The sequence below is a fragment of the Parabacteroides sp. AF19-14 genome, assembly GCF_003635485.1.
GTDB lineage: Bacteria > Bacteroidota > Bacteroidia > Bacteroidales > Tannerellaceae > Parabacteroides > Parabacteroides distasonis.
The window spans coordinates 21869-39027 of the sequence record NZ_QTMJ01000033.1; the positions used below are offsets into that span (position 1 = coordinate 21869).

General features: G+C 45.7%; 18 protein-coding genes and 1 pseudogene. 5 read left to right on the forward strand and 14 right to left on the reverse strand.

The features are described from left to right. Positions 1-168: 168 nt before the first annotated feature. Genes DWX33_RS21090 through DWX33_RS21105 form a run of 4 tightly spaced genes read left to right on the forward strand, consistent with a single transcriptional unit; the run spans position 169 to position 5960 of the window. Entirely contained in the window at positions 169-2814 is a 2646-nt protein-coding gene (locus tag DWX33_RS21090) for a DUF5916 domain-containing protein (protein ID WP_122380997.1), read from the forward strand. Between the two features lie 50 nt (positions 2815-2864). Further along, positions 2865-3059, forward strand: coding sequence for a PspC domain-containing protein (locus DWX33_RS21095; protein WP_008774065.1), 195 nt, complete (start codon positions 2865-2867; stop codon positions 3057-3059). A 3-nt stretch (positions 3060-3062) separates the two neighbouring features. Further along, positions 3063-5084, forward strand: a complete 2022-nt coding sequence (gene uvrB / locus DWX33_RS21100) for an excinuclease ABC subunit UvrB (protein ID WP_122380998.1) — start codon at positions 3063-3065, stop codon at positions 5082-5084. A 3-nt stretch (positions 5085-5087) separates the two neighbouring features. Beyond that, positions 5088-5960, forward strand: a complete 873-nt coding sequence (locus DWX33_RS21105; RefSeq protein ID WP_122380999.1) for an N-acetylmuramoyl-L-alanine amidase-like domain-containing protein — start codon at positions 5088-5090, stop codon at positions 5958-5960. On the opposite strand, the gene DWX33_RS21110 is transcribed toward DWX33_RS21105, so the two are convergent. Then, positions 5954-8158, reverse strand: coding sequence for a DUF5686 family protein (locus DWX33_RS21110; protein ID WP_122381000.1), 2205 nt, complete (start codon positions 8156-8158; stop codon positions 5954-5956). The genes DWX33_RS21105 and DWX33_RS21110 overlap by 7 nt on opposite strands. Positions 8159-8371: 213 nt before the next feature. On the opposite strand from DWX33_RS21110, the gene DWX33_RS21115 reads away from it, so the two are divergent. Then, complete coding sequence (locus DWX33_RS21115; protein ID WP_369799702.1) at positions 8372-9022, forward strand: Crp/Fnr family transcriptional regulator; 651 nt, start codon at positions 8372-8374, stop codon at positions 9020-9022. A gap of 62 nt (positions 9023-9084) precedes the next feature. Here DWX33_RS21115 and kdsA read toward each other — a convergent pair whose 3' ends face one another. The 13 genes and pseudogenes from kdsA to DWX33_RS21180 all read right to left on the reverse strand — a co-directional run. Beyond that, positions 9085-9888, reverse strand: coding sequence for a 3-deoxy-8-phosphooctulonate synthase (gene kdsA / locus DWX33_RS21120; RefSeq protein ID WP_122381001.1), 804 nt, complete (start codon positions 9886-9888; stop codon positions 9085-9087). Continuing rightward, positions 9885-10808 (reverse strand): tRNA (adenosine(37)-N6)-dimethylallyltransferase MiaA, encoded by a 924-nt coding sequence (gene miaA, locus DWX33_RS21125; RefSeq protein WP_005861832.1) that lies wholly within the window; start codon positions 10806-10808, stop codon positions 9885-9887. Before miaA ends, kdsA begins: the two co-directional genes overlap by 4 nt. 69 nt (positions 10809-10877) lie before the next feature. Further along, a complete protein-coding gene (gap, locus tag DWX33_RS21130; protein ID WP_005861834.1) occupies positions 10878-11879 on the reverse strand; it encodes a type I glyceraldehyde-3-phosphate dehydrogenase in 1002 nt (333 codons plus the stop codon). Between the two features lie 185 nt (positions 11880-12064). Next, positions 12065-12439, reverse strand: a complete 375-nt coding sequence (locus tag DWX33_RS21135) for a hypothetical protein (RefSeq protein ID WP_005865964.1) — start codon at positions 12437-12439, stop codon at positions 12065-12067. Further along, the gene (locus DWX33_RS21140; protein WP_005861838.1) at positions 12399-12806 is read right to left on the reverse strand and encodes a phage holin family protein; all 408 of its coding nucleotides are present in this window, start codon (positions 12804-12806) and stop codon (positions 12399-12401) included. The genes DWX33_RS21135 and DWX33_RS21140 overlap by 41 nt, the downstream gene beginning before the upstream one ends. A gap of 7 nt (positions 12807-12813) precedes the next feature. Next, a complete protein-coding gene (locus DWX33_RS21145; RefSeq protein ID WP_005861840.1) occupies positions 12814-13035 on the reverse strand; it encodes a YtxH domain-containing protein in 222 nt (73 codons plus the stop codon). Between the two features lie 89 nt (positions 13036-13124). After that, a complete protein-coding gene (gene prmA / locus DWX33_RS21150) occupies positions 13125-13976 on the reverse strand; it encodes a 50S ribosomal protein L11 methyltransferase (RefSeq protein ID WP_005861841.1) in 852 nt (283 codons plus the stop codon). 12 nt (positions 13977-13988) lie between these two features. Then, positions 13989-14612 carry a DUF3226 domain-containing protein gene (locus tag DWX33_RS21155; protein ID WP_005861843.1) on the reverse strand — a complete coding sequence of 208 codons (624 nt, stop codon included), beginning with the start codon at positions 14610-14612 and terminating at the stop codon, positions 13989-13991. Continuing rightward, on the reverse strand, positions 14609-15652 hold the full coding sequence (locus DWX33_RS21160) for an ATP/GTP-binding protein (RefSeq protein ID WP_036617436.1): 1044 nt from the start codon (positions 15650-15652) through the stop codon (positions 14609-14611). The genes DWX33_RS21155 and DWX33_RS21160 overlap by 4 nt, the downstream gene beginning before the upstream one ends. A 91-nt stretch (positions 15653-15743) precedes the next feature. Next, entirely contained in the window at positions 15744-16187 is a 444-nt protein-coding gene (locus tag DWX33_RS21165) for an N-acetylmuramoyl-L-alanine amidase (RefSeq protein WP_122144289.1), read from the reverse strand. A 318-nt stretch (positions 16188-16505) separates the two neighbouring features. Beyond that, positions 16506-16604 carry a smalltalk protein gene (locus DWX33_RS22445; RefSeq protein ID WP_005861849.1) on the reverse strand — a complete coding sequence of 33 codons (99 nt, stop codon included), beginning with the start codon at positions 16602-16604 and terminating at the stop codon, positions 16506-16508. Beyond that, the gene (locus tag DWX33_RS23205; RefSeq protein WP_122381002.1) at positions 16601-16882 is read right to left on the reverse strand and encodes a hypothetical protein; all 282 of its coding nucleotides are present in this window, start codon (positions 16880-16882) and stop codon (positions 16601-16603) included. The genes DWX33_RS22445 and DWX33_RS23205 overlap by 4 nt, the downstream gene beginning before the upstream one ends. Positions 16883-16892: 10 nt before the next feature. Continuing rightward, positions 16893-17159: pseudogene (locus DWX33_RS21180) on the reverse strand (DNA-binding protein); the annotation flags it as partial.

Here is a 17159-nt window from a genome sequence, read left to right on the forward strand (position 1 = left end):
GCAGTAGCGCTGCACGTGCGTCGCGGTAATACTGCAAAACGGGGTGCAGTGAGTACTTGATATCGTATGCCTTCGGCTTCGTTACGATAAATCAAAGGAAGATGTGCTCTTTTCTGAAAAGAAGTGCTTATCTTTGAGGCTTATTGTTATCTTATAGTCTAGACCATTATGAAATATCTGACTCTACTCGTGTTTTTAGGAATCTCGTTGTTGTGCGAAGCCCAGCAAGATTCGATCGTCCCTTTTGAGAAAGCTTATAAGCGTACCTATAATATTCGGAAAGTATCGGGAGTGAAACCTACGATCGACGGTAAGCTGGATGAGGACTTTTGGACGAAGCAAGGCGAATGGTCGGATCGTTTCGTACAGATTATCCCCTATGAGCGGGCGATCACCCAATCTCCGACCCGGGTGAAACTTTTCTATGATGATAAATATATCTATATAGGCGTGTATTGTAAGGACGCCGTGCCGGATAAGATGAACCGTTTTATCGGGAACCGGGATGATAATAGTCTGGGCGATTTGATCAGTGTCGCTTTCGATACCTACCATGATTATCGGGCGGCGCCGGAATTTAATATCAATCTGGGAGGGAATAAGACCGATTTAATCGTTACCGACAAGTTGGATGTCAATAAGAGCTGGAACGCCGTTTGGGAGGGCCGGACGCATATTGATCGGGCGGATTCCAGTTGGACCGCCGAGCTGCGTATCCCGTTCAGCCAGTTGCGTTATAACCAGCGATCGGAGGATGGCGTTTGGGGCTTGCACGTACGCCGTATCATCCGTAGGAATAACGAGGTGCAAAATTGGAGCATGATTCCCTTGAAGAATAACGGACATGTCTTTTCGTTCGGTAACATGAGCGGCATGGACTCTGTTCCCAAGCCTCGCGGCATCGAGTTCTTGCCGTATGTAATGGGTAAATACAGGCAGGAACCCCGGATAGACGGCAGCCCTTATCAAAAAGGGCATAGCTGGGGAGGAAACGTGGGCTTGGACGCTAAGTTCGCCCTCTCGGATTATACGTTGGATATGACGATCAATCCGGATTACGGACAAGTGGAGTTGGACCCCTCCGTAATGAACCTTACGGCTTACGAGACGTTTTACGATGAGAAACGCCCCTTCTTCTTGGAAGGAAAACATATCTTGGATTTTGCGAACGGTAGCGATATGATGTTTTATACCCGTAGGATCGGCGCCTCTCCCTCTTATACGCCACGGGGTATAGACAACGTAGGTAGTTATGCCGAGACGAAAGAGAATGTGCCGATTATTGGTGCTTTGAAACTGACGGGTACGAATAAACGGGGCTTGACGATCGGAGTGATCGAGAGTGTAACGGCACGTTCCTCCTCCAAGGTTACCCGTAATGGGGTGGAGGATGTGGAAGTCGTGGAGCCTTTGACAAACTATACCGTGGCCCGTGTGCAAAAGAACTGGAAGGGGAATACCTTGCTGGGCGGTATGGTGACTTCGGTAAACCGTGCCTTGGATCAGCCTTATCTGGAAGATTTTATGGTGCGTAACGCTTTCACGGCGGGTATTGATTTTACCCAGTATTTCAAGAATCGCCTTTATTATATAGATGTAAAGGGAATGTTGAGTTCCTTGCATGGTAGCGCCGGAGCGATCACGGCCTTGCAGAATAGCGTGGCGCATTATTATCAAAGGGCTTCCTCCGCCGATTATCTGGGGGTGGATCCTACCCGTCGCTCCCTGACCGGAACGGGTGGTTATGTGAAAGTGGGACGGAAAGGAAACGCCAAATGGAACTTCTCGGAGACCTTTACTTGGTCGTCACCCGGTTTCGACTTGAATGATATGGGATATATGAAGGAGACAGATTATCTGATGAATGAGACGGAGATCATGTATCGGCAGACCGATATCTGGAAGATATTCCGGTACAACGCCTTTACCCTGTCCCAAAAGAATATGTGGAATTACGGCGGTACTCCTTTTAGCAACAACGCTTCCTTGCGTTGGCAAAGTATGACGATGAACCGGTATGAATGGGATGTCAAGGAAACCTTCGCTTGGAATTGGCTGGATAGCCGCTTGCTGCGAGGGGGACCGGATGTTCGCTTCGGTTCTTATTTCTTAACTTCCGCTAAGTTCAATACCGATAAGGCGAAACGAATGATGTTCATGCTCAAATACGAGGGCGATCATAATTTCGAAGGAAATCGCTTCAATACGATCTCTCCGAGCTTGACCTTCCGCTTGGGAAACCATGTCTATTTGTCCGGGCAACTGGATTATGCGTGGAATACGGATGAGATGCAATATGTGGCTACGACGAGTCCGCTTAGCTCGAGTAGCTTGACCCCTTATTATTATGTCATGGGCCACATGGATCAGAAGACCTATGGCCTCACGCTGAAATTACAAGTGAACGTGACCCCCGATATTTCCATTCAATTCTATGGCGCCCCGTTCACCTCCATTGCTAAATACGATGATTTTAAATTAGCGGCGGATACGAAGTCGCATACCTTTGAGAACCGTTTCCAACGTATTGATCCGGATCATTTGACTTATGCGGATGGAGTCTATACCATCGGGGAGGGAGCTGGGCAGATGCCTTTCAGGAACCCGGATTTTAGGTTTAACGAGTTTCGTTCCAACTTGGTAGCCCGCTGGGAATACTTGCCCGGCTCCACGCTTTATTTCGTATGGGAACACCGGATGTCCAACCGGGACAACTGGTATTCCTCCGGCTGGGGAAGTAATCTGGATCGTATGTGGGGACTCCCCGCTACAAATACGTTCATGATCAAAATGAATTATTGGTTCAACTTGTAAATATGAGTGAGATTCATTAGTTTTGTATATTGATAAAGATATAATAAGATATGGAAGAGAAGAAAAGATTGACTCGTTCGAATAATAAGATGATAGGTGGCGTTTGTGCCGGTCTTGCGGAATACTTGGATATCGATCCGACGATCGTACGGATCGTGTGGGTATTGATGGTTTTCTTCGCTGGATTCGGCGGACTGTTATACGTTATCTTGTGGTTGGTAATGCCTAAACAACAGATCGGGTAAAGGATGAATTTTGAAATATCGTCTTCGTTCAGTCCCACGGGTGACCAACCCGAGGCGATTGCGGCGTTGTCGGAAGGGATCAAGAGTGGTGTCCCTTTCCAAACTCTTTTGGGTGTTACCGGTTCCGGTAAGACGTTTACGATCGCTAACGTGATAAAGGAAGTTCAGAGACCAACCTTGATACTCAGTCATAATAAGACGCTTGCCGCTCAGTTGTACAGTGAGTTTAAAGCGTTTTTCCCCAATAACGCGGTAGAGTACTTTGTCTCTTATTATGATTATTACCAACCGGAGGCCTATCTACCTTCTACCGATACCTATATAGAGAAAGACTTGGCGATCAATGAGGAGATCGATAAGCTGCGTTTGAGGGCTACGGCTTCCTTATTGTCGGGTCGTAAGGACGTGATCGTGGTCTCATCCGTATCCTGCTTGTATGGTATGGCGGATCCTACGGCTTTCGCCGAGAAAGTGACGCATCTGGAACGGGGTATGCGTATCGACCGGGATAAGTTGTTGCGCCGGTTTGTAGACGCCCTGTACGTGAATAATAAGCTGGAGTTCAAAAGCGGCTGTTTCCGTGTGAATGGCGATACGGTGGATATCTTCCCGGCGATCGAGACCTTCGACGGCATGGCGTACCGTATTGAGTTCTGGGATGATGAGATAGACCGCATCTCCTCTTTCAATCCGTTGACAGGCGAGGAGTATGATGAGCAGGATGAGTTGAATATTTATCCTACTAATTTATTCGTGACCACCCAAGATCGTATCAATATGGCGATTGGCCAGATCGATGTGGATTTGGGTACGCAGGTGAATCTCTTGAAGGAGATCGGTAAGCCCTTTGAGGCGAAACGCCTGTATGAACGTGTCACTTTTGATCTGGAAATGATCCGGGAGCTAGGGCATTGCTCGGGTATCGAGAACTATTCCCGCTATTTTGACGGACGTGCGGCGGGAGATCGTCCTTTCTGCTTGTTGGACTATTTCCCGAAAGACTTCATGCTTGTCGTAGACGAGAGCCATGTGACGATCCCGCAGATTCGTGCGATGTATGGCGGGGATTATGCCCGGAAGAAAAACTTGGTGGAGTATGGTTTCCGTTTGCCCTCGGCGATGGATAACCGTCCGCTTACCTTCGATGAGTTCGAGTCGTTGACGCCTCTAGGCATTTATGTGAGCGCTACTCCCGCCGATTACGAGTTGATAAAGAGCGAGGGAGTGGTGGTGGAGCAGGTGATACGTCCGACAGGCCTGCTAGACCCGATTATCGATGTCCGCCCTTCATTAAACCAAATCGATGACTTGATGGAGGAGATCACGCAACGCTCGGCGAAAAACGAGCGGGTCTTGGTGACTACCTTGACCAAGCGTATGGCGGAGGAACTGACTACTTATATGACCCGCATGGGGGTACGATGTAACTATATACATAGCGATGTAGATACCTTGGAGCGGGTACAGATTATGGACGACCTGCGGAATGGCCTGTTTGACGTGCTGATCGGTGTCAACCTGCTACGCGAGGGGCTGGACTTACCGGAAGTCTCGTTGGTCGCTATCTTGGATGCGGCTAAGGAAGGCTTTTTGCGTTCCCACCGATCCTTGACACAGACAGCCGGGCGTGCCGCCCGAAACGTGAACGGAAAGGTTATCTTCTATGCCGATAAGATCACGGCGAGTATGCGACAGACCATGGACGAGACCAATCGCCGGCGGGAGAAACAGATGGCTTATAACGAGGCGCATGGCATTACTCCGAAGCAAGTCATGAAAAACAGTGTATCCATGCTTGCCGAGAAACAACAAACGGCGGAGCCTTACGCTTATATAGAGCCGGAACCAAGCTTGGTAGCGGACCCGGTCGTGCAATACATGAACCGTACGCAGCTTGAGAAGGCGATCGAGCGGACTCGCAAACAGATGACAGAGGCGGCGAAGAAACTGGATTTCATCGAGGCTGCCCAATTCCGTGACGAGCTGGTGAAATTGGAGGATTTACTGAAAACGAAAAAGGATTAGCTTATGAGAAGGGGAATGCTACTGCTCGGTTTTTGGATGTGTGTATGTATGGTGTTTTTAGTGAACGCCCAAGAGCATACATCCCGTAAGTTGTATTGTACGGATGAGGATCGTGCTATTTTCGATCGGTATTGTACTCAGATGGAACCTAAGAAGTCGTTACCCCTAGACGAGCTAATGATCCATACCGCCCTTTTCTTCCGGGGGACTCCTTATGTCGCCTCTACCTTGGAAAAGGAGCCGGAGGGCTTGGTGGTCAATCTGCGGGAATTGGATTGCACCACATTCGCGGAGACCGTATTGGCTTTATCCCGTACCCTGCGAGAGGAAAAAACTACCTTTGAGAACTTCTGTGAGAATCTACAACGGCTCCGGTACAGAGAGGGTACGATAGGGGATTACACAGATCGTTTGCATTATATGACGGACTGGTTCTATGAGAATGAGCGAAAAGGAATCGTGAAAGATATGGGGAGGGAAATCGGTGGTGCCTCCCTACCTTTGGATTTATCTTTTATCTCTACGCATCCGGATAGCTATAAGCAACTGAAGAACCATCCGGAAAGAGTTCGAAGGATGGCCGATAAGGAAAAGGAGATAAACCTACGTCCTCATTATTATGTGCCTAAACAGGAGATCGAGAAATGTTCGTCCGGAATCAAGAATGGCGATATCCTCTGTTTTGTTACTTCTATCAAGGGGCTGGACGTGACGCATGTCGGGATCGCCTATTGGAAGGATGGACAACTGACATTTATCCATGCCTCTTCTTCCGCTAAAAAGGTAATCATCCAAGCATCCTCCTTACGAGATTACGCCGAGGGGATAAAGAGCTGTAAAGGGGTATTGGTAGCCCGCCCGCTATCCATTCATTGAAATAACTCGAAGGCAAACTTGAATCCCATGCTTTGGTAATGCCAGCGATCGAATCCGGCGAATATCCCGATATTAAAGATATGGTTCCCTATCCCGTATCCGACTTCCGTATAGCTAGGCAAGACCGGTGTCCATAGCTGGCTCCAATAAAAGCGTTCGGAGAGGATATAGCGTGAGGCCGTTTGCATGAACTTTTTCGTGGAGTTGATGCGGAGAACCTTAAATAAGATAAAAGGGCTTTCATACATGAAATGTGCTTGTATATACTTATCGGAGGCATTGAACCACTCGCCTTTCAGTAGATTGAAGACTCCGCCAATCTGATCATCCCACGTATCGGGGAAATTCCTGCGGGTGAAATACCTAAAGTCTGCGAAATAGGTAGACTTCTGTTGTGTATAAAGACCGGCGCTGATATGATAGTTCAATCGTCTGCACAGGCCAAGCATAAGGCTTTGATGCACGTCCGCCTCTATACGTCCGTAATCTCCTGAGCTTTTCCCGACTCCGGGGATACCTCTCGCTATTTCGATTGATATCGTGGGATAGTAAGAATAGACATACTCCTTCCGGTATCCGTCCATGCGATAATATTGGCGGGGGGTATAGGAGAAACCGAGCGTGGGCGTAAAGTCATTATAATTTTGGCTAAGTATTTCCTCTACATCATCCCCGGGATCAATCGCCACTTTCTTTTTAGAGGGGATACGGCGATGGTAAGAGATGCCTGTTGTTAATTGAAACCCATTGAATAACTCGATGGAGTTTTTTATTTCTGCATAGTAATGCTTGAAATACTCAAGGTTTAAATCATCGAAATTGAAGGTGGAATCCTTCAATTCCTCATTGATCTTTTGGGTGATCTCGGAAGAATAACTCTCATTACTGTTTCCTACCTCTACCGATAAGATTCCCCGTTTCTGCGGCGAGTATTCCCAATCGCCTCCGACCTTGAAAAATATCTGCTTGCGCTTGAATACGTAACCAATCTCCGGACGGAAACGAATCTGTTTGTCACGGGCGAATGTCTTGCTGATACGGAATCGCTGTTTGTAAGTGATGCCGTTACGGGCGGAATAACCCAATTGGAACGGATTTAGAAAGCCGGAATATTTAATACGGGTCGTTTTATAATCCATATTGACCGTATTCGTCAACTGCTCCGTTAGCTTAACGTACTTCTGGAGATCATCGGCCGTATCGATTTTACTTATATTCTGCTCTTGGGCTTTACTATATAAGTGGGTTTCATCCGGACTCAAGGGATTGTCACGATGGATATTCCAATACGTGGAATCCCTGATAATAGGAACCGTATCGGACGAGAGTTTGTAATAATTGGTCAGGTCCAAGGATTTCCACTTATGGCTTTCGTTGTCCTCCTCCACCCATTCCACTTCCTGATACTTAAAGGAAGAATGGTAGGTGGTTGCCACCGCGTTTCCCAATACCCTGTATCGGAGGAATAGATCTGCCTTCTCGGGTAGGATGAACCGCCTGAAATCCCGTCCGTAGCTCATGACTAGGTTGAATTCGGCGAAAGAGTAACGACCGTTCATATCGATCTTGTCGATCGTCCATGACTGGTCGATGACATATAGATCCCCGCATACCAATTTCTGGCTCCATTGCTTCGGCAGGAAACGGATTTTGTAAATCGTCAAGCCGTTGATAGTCTCCAGCCCTTCCAAGTTGAACGTATAAAACTTAAAAGCGTTGCTGGCTATCGGCATGAAGATGGCATCATCGTAAGCGGTGGGGGAATATACGTTCAAATTCAAGAAAGCCAAGGCCTCCTGTTGCTTTTTCCCGTTGGGTATGCTGTTTCCGTTGACCGCCTTTAGATCATGAAGATAATTCTGCGGGGCGTTAAATTTAGATTGACTGACCATTTCAAAAAGCATATCCTTATTTTTCCGGTCGATAGGAAAGATATGATGGGCGAGACGTATTAACATATTTTGTTTTAAAATTTCTGTACGTCCTTTGATATAAATCTCAGCCTCGTATTTCGATACCGTATTTTGGTATTGGGCCGCTTTTTCGATGACAAGGTGCATGATCGAGTCCGCCCGTTCTCTCGTTTCTCGATTCCCCTTGCCAAAAGACAGGATCTTATCACTATAAGTATCAGTGCTCTTTGCGAAAATACTTATAGAGATTAAAATCAAGGTAAGTATCGAATATAACTTTTTCAACGATTTTACATTCTTTCCAGACAAACATAATGAATAAATTTCAGTTTAGACGTGAAAGAAAGTAAAATGTTACAATATGGTGTAATTAATCGTACAAAAGTTTTTATTTTTTCAAAAGAAAAATCGTATATTTGTGCTTCATAAGTATGTTATATAGCAGTCGTGGTTAAACAGCAAAAAGAAGAGGTCGATTTATCGGCCAGTTTATCAGAGGTGTGGAGGGTTCTGACTGATAAGGAACGTGAGATCCTCCGTAGTAATTCGACGATCCAGCATTTCAAACGTAACGAGTTGATTTATTGCGAGGGCGACGAACCAAAGGACATGATGTGCTTGTTAAAGGGTAAAGTGAAGATTTACAAGGATGGAGTAGGTGGCAGAAGCCAGATTATCCGAATGATTAAGCCTGTGCAGTATTTTGGTTACCGGGCTAGTTTCGCTCAAGAAGATTACTTGACGAACGCTTCCGCATTCGAGGCTTCTACGGTTTGCATGATTCCTATGACAGTGGTTACGGGCCTTTTAATGAGCAATCCGAATTTGGCTATGTTTTTCATCCGACAATTATCCATTGATCTCGGTATCTCGGATGAACGTACGGTTAACCTTACGCAAAAACATATTCGTGGGCGATTGGCTGAATCTTTGTTATTCCTGAAAGATAGTTACGGGCTGGAAGAAGACGGTGCTACGTTAAGCATCTATTTGGCTCGTGAAGATCTGGCAAATCTATCTAATATGACTACATCGAATGCTATTCGCACGTTGTCCACCTTTGTGGCGGAACGTATCATTGCTTTAGACGGTAGAAAGATTAAGTTGATAGATGAAGATCGGTTGAAGAAAATCAGCAAGATGGGATAATTAGATTATTGATCGTAAAAATAAGAAATAAAGGGGCCTTTTTAGTAAGGGCCCCTTATTTTTTATAGGATCGCTTGGCGTAGACGTACCAAACGTGTCAAAAGATCTTCCAATAAATCCAGTTTTAGCATATTGGCCCCGTCGGATTTGGCTTGGCTTGGTTCCGGGTGGGTCTCTATAAATAGGCCATCCGTGCCCACGGCTATAGCGGCTTTCGCTATCGTCTCGATAAGGGCGGGCAATCCACCGGTCACGCCGGAGGTTTGGTTCGGTTGCTGCAAGGAATGGGTTACATCCATAATGACTGGGAAACCGAATGTTTGCATTTGCGGGATACCCCGGAAATCGACAACAAGGTCGGTATAGCCGAATGTCGTTCCCCGCTCAGTGATCATGACATTATCATTTCCCGCGTCCACTACCTTTTGTACGGCGAATTGCATGGCACCCGGCGAAAGGAACTGTCCTTTCTTTATATTGACGATCTTCCCGGTCTCGGCCGCCGCTACCAATAAATCCGTTTGGCGGCATAGGAAAGCCGGGATTTGAAGGATATCGACATATTCGGCGGCCATGGCAGCTTCCGTTGTCTCATGGATGTCGGTAACGGTGGGAATATTGAACGTCTCGCCCACCTTCCGTAAGATCTTTAACGCCTTCTCATCCCCGATGCCCGTGAAAGAATCCAGACGGGAGCGATTCGCTTTCCGATAGGAGCCTTTGAATACATAGGGTATATGCAGTCTTTCCGTGATACCCACTATTTTCTCGGCGATACGTAACGCCATATCTTCCCCCTCGATTACGCAAGGACCTGCCATCAAGAAGAAGTTCTCGCTTTTATTTAGATCGTTTATTGTTATCATAGCTGATTATTTAGAATTCGCATTGTTGTCGCTATTTTTTCTTCGGTCGGTAGGGTGGCGTCTATCCAATGAATCTCGCAACCCCGGCGTTCCATGCCCCGGAACCAAGTCATTTGCCTCTTGGCGAATTGATGGATCGCTATCTCGAGTTGCGAGACCATCTCCTCAAAAGAAAGTTCCCCGATAATATATAAAGTAAGAAACTTATATTCCAATCCGTAATAGATCAGGTCCTCCGGTTTAACACCCGTAGCCAAGATCGTACGAACCTCATCCACCATTCCTTCGTCTAACCGGGTCCGCAAGCGTCTGGATATTTTTTCCCTACGTAATTCCCGGTCGATATGGATACCGATGATCAGGCTGTTGATCGGATTATATTCATTTACGTCTGGTGCCTGAGTCTTATAATACTCCTCGATCTCGATCGCACGGATAGCCCGCTGGGCGGTGTCCACGTCCGTTTTATTATGTAATATCTTATAAGAGGCGAGGATGGTTTCCAGTTCCTCCAAGGTTTTATTCCTCAAGGATTCCCTTAGCTCAGGATTTTGAGGCACGTCTAATAGCTTATATCCTTTTAGTACGGCCTCTATGTACATCCCGGTTCCTCCGCATAAGATCGGGAGTTTACCCCTCCGCTTCATATCCTCATAGACCCGGAAAAAGTCATGCTGATACTCAAATACGTTATATTTATAGCCGGGCTCGCAGATATCGATCAAGTGATAGGGGATTTGTTTTCCATTCACGTTGTAATCGGCCAAATCCTTACCCGTCCCGATATCCATAGAACGATAGATCTGCCGGGAATCAGCGCTGATGATCTCCGTATCCAACTGGGCGGCGAGAGCGGCGGCGAAGGTCGTCTTTCCGGAAGCCGTAGGCCCTAGAATCGTGATAAGTTCATATGATTTCATGATACAAACGTACGAAAAAAAAGGCCATCCTCAAAGAGGATAGCCTTTTCTATGTAGAGTGGTAATAAATTACTTACCAGCGATAACGCGAGCCATCTCACAAACTTTGTTTGAATAACCCCACTCGTTGTCGTACCAAGATACGATCTTAGCGAAGTTAGAATCCAAAGAGATACCAGCTTTAGCGTCGAAGATAGAAGTGTTAGCACAGCCACGGAAGTCAGTTGAAACAACTGCGTCTTCAGTATAACCAAGAACACCTTTCAATTCGCCTTCAGAAGCTTCCTTCATTGCAGCGCAGATGTCAGCCATAGAAGCCTCTTTCTCAAGAACTACTGTCAAGTCAACAACAGAAACATCAGAAGTCGGTACACGGAAAGCCATACCTGTCAATTTGCCGTTCAATACAGGTAATACTTTACCTACAGCCTTAGCGGCACCCGTTGAAGAAGGGATGATGTTCTCAAGGATACCACGACCACCTCTCCAGTCTTTCTTAGAAGGACCGTCTACAGTCTTCTGAGTAGCTGTAGCAGCGTGAACTGTTGTCATCAAACCTTTAACGATACCGAACTTGTCGTTCAAAACCTTAGCGATAGGAGCCAAGCAGTTTGTAGTACAAGAAGCGTTAGAGATAATGTCTTGACCTGCGTAAGTTGTATGGTTAACACCGTAAACGAACATAGGAGTAGCGTCCTTAGAAGGAGCAGACATGATAACTTTCTTAGCGCCAGCTTGGATGTGCTTGCGAGCTGTCTCATCTGTCAAGAAGAAACCAGTAGACTCAACAACAACGTCAGCGTCAACCTCGTTCCATTTCAAGTTAGCAGGATCCATCTCAGCAGTTAAACGGATCTTGTTACCGTTTACAACCAAAGCGCCGTCTTCTACAGCTACTTCGCCGTCGAAACGACCGTGTACTGAGTCATATTTCAACATGTATGCCAAGTAATCAGCATCCAAAAGGTCGTTGATACCTACAACTTGAATATCGTTGCCAAAGTTAGCAACTGCAGCACGGAACACCATACGTCCGATACGGCCAAAACCGTTAATACCTAGTTTGATCATTGTAATAAAACTTTTTATGGGTTTATTAATAATAAGTCTTTATTTTTATCTCTTATCCATCGCAAGGAGTAGATATTCATTTTATCCTTGCTTTAACGACTGCAAATGTAGTCATGTTTTTTGTATTGAGCCTTATAATATAGCGAGAAAAAAACTGCCCTCTAACATAAATTAATTGTTGGAGGTTATTTCTTTTTCTTGAATAAGAGATTTGAGAACCATTTTTTCGCTTTTTTGATTCCCCACGTCATAATAAATGGTTGAGCGAGATCCCAAGCGATGGGAATCATGCCTTTCGCTATGGATAAATAGTCTGAGATCCCTAAAGCGATGGAGGGTTGTCCGGCCGTTACGGGAGCTGTGTTCTTGTCGTTTGTTTTTGTCGTTGACTTATTGCTAGGGAAAAGGAGAGACGATAGTCCGGATAACAACAAACTTCCGGCGTTCTCCTGTATATAAGAGAAATCCTCATTCAATTTCTGTTCCTGCCGCTTACATTGTCTCTGTATGCGTTCTTTGTCAGAAATCAGTTTCTCCAGTGGGGTTTGCTGGTTGTTCATCGTTTGTCGCGTTATTTTTATCGTCATTCGCCGTCATGGCGGCTATTACCTCATTTAATACTTTTGTGCTGATCCTGTCCCTATTCATTATTATAATGCCGATAAGTAGCAGGTACAAGACCGCCACGATACCGAATCCGAACCCGGAGGAGCCGAGCCAATCCCCTAGGAAGAAGCCCAAGGCCAAGAATATGAACAAGATGGCGAAGAATGCCAAAAACAATAATATCAAGCCATATGAGAGAACGGCTATGACTTTACCCGTTCTCTCATATGTACTCAACTTTAGGAGCTCAAGTTTTAACTCCACATAAGCCGATACATCTTCTTTCAGCTCACGGAAGACTGTTCCTGAATCTTTCTCCATACAAAGCTTATTCAGCTACGATTTCTTCTGTTGCCTGTACTACTTCTTGCTTTCCTTCTTTATATTTGGCAAGAGCGGAGTTAAAACCTTCTTTTACTTTTCCGACAACACCGTTCAATTCTTCCAGTAATTGTTCTCTCTTATCTGTCGCTGCCAAATAACCTACAGCGGCACCAACAGCCGCGCCTACTACAAGGCCAAGTAATAATTTTGAATCTACGCTTTTCATAACTTTTTCTTTTTAGAAGTTTCCACTAAGATAACGTATTTATTTGGATTAAGGTTTATCCTTGTCTTAACTTTTGCTGTTAAAAAAAGTTATCCTTTTAAGACCTTCACGGCAACCCAGTTATTTCTTTCGTTATAAGAATCCAATTTCAGCCCGTTCTTCTGACATTCTGCTTCTATCGCCGGGATATCTTCTACATAAAAGCCGCTCATAAATAGGATGCTTCCCGGTTTCATACTGTTTGTATATTGACAAATGTCATTCAGGAGGATGTTCCGGTTGATATTGGCGAAGACGATGTCGAATAGTCCGAATTCCTTGATTTTCTCGGCGCCGCCCAAGGCAACTTGTATGTCTTCGGTATGATTCAGGCGGATATTCTCTAGGGCGTTGTTATAAGCCCATTCGTCGATGTCGATGGCCGCTACCCGTTTCGCCCCTTTCAGCCGGGCCAAGATGGCCAGCACGGCTGTGCCGCATCCCATATCCAGTAGCTCCTTGCCTTCTAGGTCTAGTTTCAGCATCTCGCTTATCATCAAATAAGTCGTTTCGTGATTGCCGGTGCCGAAAGCCATTTTCGGGTCTATTATTATATTATATGTATAGCCGGGCTCCGCCTCGTGGAAGGAGGCACGGATAATGCACTCGTTTCCGATCCGGATGGGTTTGAAATAATTCTTCTCCCATTCCTCATTCCAGTCCTTGCTTTCTACCCATTTGGAGGTGTAATCGATCCGGGTATTCTCTAGCGGAAAGTCGGCCAGTTTATCATCCAATGTCTTTTTGTCGTATAAAGCCTCGGATATATATCCCAGCAAACCCTTCTCGCTTTCCGTAAAGCTCTCAAAACCGATTTCCCCCAACTCGGCGGCCAGCACGTCATTGATAATCTCTTTCTCGATAGGGGAGGTGTATGTGAAACTGAGTTCGTAATAGTTCATGTCGTATCTTTTTTATGATAAATGTTCCTTTAAAAAAACAACTAAATTATTTAGCGTATCCGCATCAAGGTCCCAATGGTCTTTATTCCTATATTCTCTATTAGGTTCCTTTATTTTTTCCTTCTGTGTTTTAGAGGTCCCTAATAATACCTCCAGATAGGCATATATCTTTGTCTTTTTCGCAGGAAGTGTAAGAGGGGTATCTTCTCTCCAAGGCAATACTACCTGTTTCAATGCTTCCTCATAGCTGGTCCAACAATCCATGACAGGTTGATTTTCTGGATTGATTATCTTTTCTAACAAATCTTCCAATTCTCCTGTATCTTTATTGTTTGGAAATAGGAATAACTCGAAATCCACATGACAGCGTTCTTTCCACAAGATTAATTTCTTCTTCCTGTCTTCAAAATCAGCATCAGCATCAAAGATTACAAGGTTAACACCGCCATCTGCCGAAGTTCTGTTCATCTGATTCACATAAACTTCTTCTGTTTTAGGAGAAACGAGACAATTCCAACCGGATGTTTTGATAATATTACCCTGATCGATAGAAGTCTTAAATAAAAATTCCAATAGCTGTGAAATAAATCGCTTATCGGCGTCTCCTTCAACGAAAATCTTAAAAAGTTCTTTCATCGCCTGATTTCTATTTCATTGTCAATCGCCTCTTTCAATCCTTCAAAGGAATATCTGTAAGCTTGAAAACCAGCCTGCTTAGTCTTTGCGATATTGTAAACATTGGCAAGTTCACGAAGGCTTTCGTCATCTTGCATGACAGCCTCAAGACTTTGCAGGCACTCCAAGTTATGTGTAGTTACAAACAGCTGTATATTATGCTTTTCTATGAATTTCAGCAAAACCCTCCACATCAGTTTGTGGGTGGTATAATGAAGGCCGTTGTCGAATTCGTCAATCATGACAATGTGGTAATCCTCGCTGGCGATAGTGGCCATGATATTAATCATGCGCCTTACTCCATCGCCTGCCATGCTGATAGGCAGAAGTTCGTGCAATCCTTTCATGGCAAGATATAATCCATCCGGTAAAGCTTCTATGGATTCTATATCCGGATCAAACTCTTTCAAAGCATCAATGACAACCTGCTTCTTGTTCCTTTTTACCAATGTCGCAAAATTACTGGATGCGTTATTGTCATTTTTGTCCACAGGAATGAACAAGCAATTCAAATCCTCCTTATAAGTGGCATCTAGCGTTTGTTGCAGGGTTCCGTCCACACCGACGAATAAGGCAGTATGATACGAGAAGCCATCTTTTTCCTGCACATCAAAATCAAAATTCAATTGTTTGACAGTTGATTTTAAAGAGATGTCACTGGAAGAGGCTTCGGTCGTATTTCGAAAAAAGGGAGAGAAAGTGAGTCTTCGTACAGAAGTTCCGGTTTTTGCCTTTAACAGAGGCTGATTGTTAAAATCAATATTATGAAACAGGTATTTCAAGCTGTCCATATCGGAATTAGTCTGTGTTCTCCAGTAATTTACCCGCATGGGCATTATCGGATTGGCCATACCTACCAACATGAAAACGGCTTCTAATATAGTGCTCTTACCTACATTATTAGCGCCAACAAATACATTCAATCCAGACAATCGGTCTATTTTTATAGAATCGAAGCCCCTGAAGTTGGAAATTTCTATTTCGTTGAATTTTTTATCCATTAATAGTTGATTTTAGCCAGTACTTACTTTCCAAACTGCGTATATATCTACAAATATAGTTACATTTTATGGAAAACAATACAATACGTCTTCAAAATAATTGATATTCTTTCTCCGCGTCGAAGCAGGGGCAAGCCTTGCGAATGTTGGTGCTGAGTTGATAATGTCCTAAGATACGTGCCGACGGGTAATCACGGCGTAGCTGCCGCAAGAGATCGAGCAGGGTACAACGCTGGGCGTAGGTGCGGGTATCAGCGGGAAGTCCTCGCTCATCCAATCCGCCCTCGTAGCAAATACCCAGACTGTGATCGTTCCAGCCCGAGGCGTGTGCCCCGATCTGGTTCTCCGGCCGGCAGCGGTGCAGCTCGCCATCCCGGGTGATATAGTAATGATAGCCGATGTCAGCGAACCCACGATCCTTATGTGCGCCTCGAAGCGCTTCCACGGGAAAATCCCGGTCGTAGCGTGTTGCGCTGCAATGAATTACAAGGAGGCGAACCTCCCTGTAATTCTGGTAAAAGCAATATTGTTTCATTTTTATTCTTTTTTTAGTTTGTGTGTTACTTTTCTCTTGAAAGAAAAGTAACCAAAAGTTCAAGGCTGACGCGGACGGGCTACTCGTCGGCCTTCGCTCGCTGTCGCGTCCCAACTCGCTTCGCTCAGACAGGGACACTCCTGTCGCTCACTTCGGCCGCCTCACTTTACGCCCGCCCGCTAAGGCCGGAGGGAGAGCCGTTCCCGGCTCTTTGAGGAGAGGCCGGCCCCTTGAGAAAGACTGTCCTTCTGGGTAGAGGGTGTCCTCTTTGGGGGAGGTTGTCTTCTTTAGGGAGTGGGAACGGGTGGGGGAGGCTTGCTAAAACAATTGGCAAGCTTGCAGGCCGAAGGCTCCCGCAATGGCGGTAGCAACAGCGATGATCACTTTGAGAATGGTACTCCAAACAGACTTCTTCATGATAATTGATAATTAATAGTGAACAATGAATAATGAACAATGAATAATGATATCACGGACGATATAAGAGGAAAGCGGAGCTTTCCTTTGGACGGCCTCAGCGGACGGGCGTGAAGCGGAGAGACCGTAGCGAGCACCCGGAGCATCCCTGTTTGAGCGCAGCGAGTTGGGATGCGACAGCGAGCGCAGGTCTCGAAGTAGCCCGTCAGCGTCAGCCTTGACCTTTTGGTTACTTTTGGGTCAAGCCAAAAGTGACATACCGATTGGGTGTAAGCCAAAAGTGACACGCTAGATCTCGTCAGGCGATTCCGAGTCGTCCCCTCCGGAAGCGGGCTTCTTGCTGATATCGACAGAGGTCTCCCCGGCCTTCTCCGCACGAAGCACGGCTTGCTGAGCCTTGCGACTGGCCACCGGCTGGAACTCCAGTCCGGCGAAGATGTTCTTCAGGTCCTCTCCCGGTATATACTGGATGTTGACACCGGTGATATTTGTAGATGTGAATTTCTCAAGACTCTCCGCCCCCTCGTTGAGGATCTGTAGACGGAATTTGCCTAA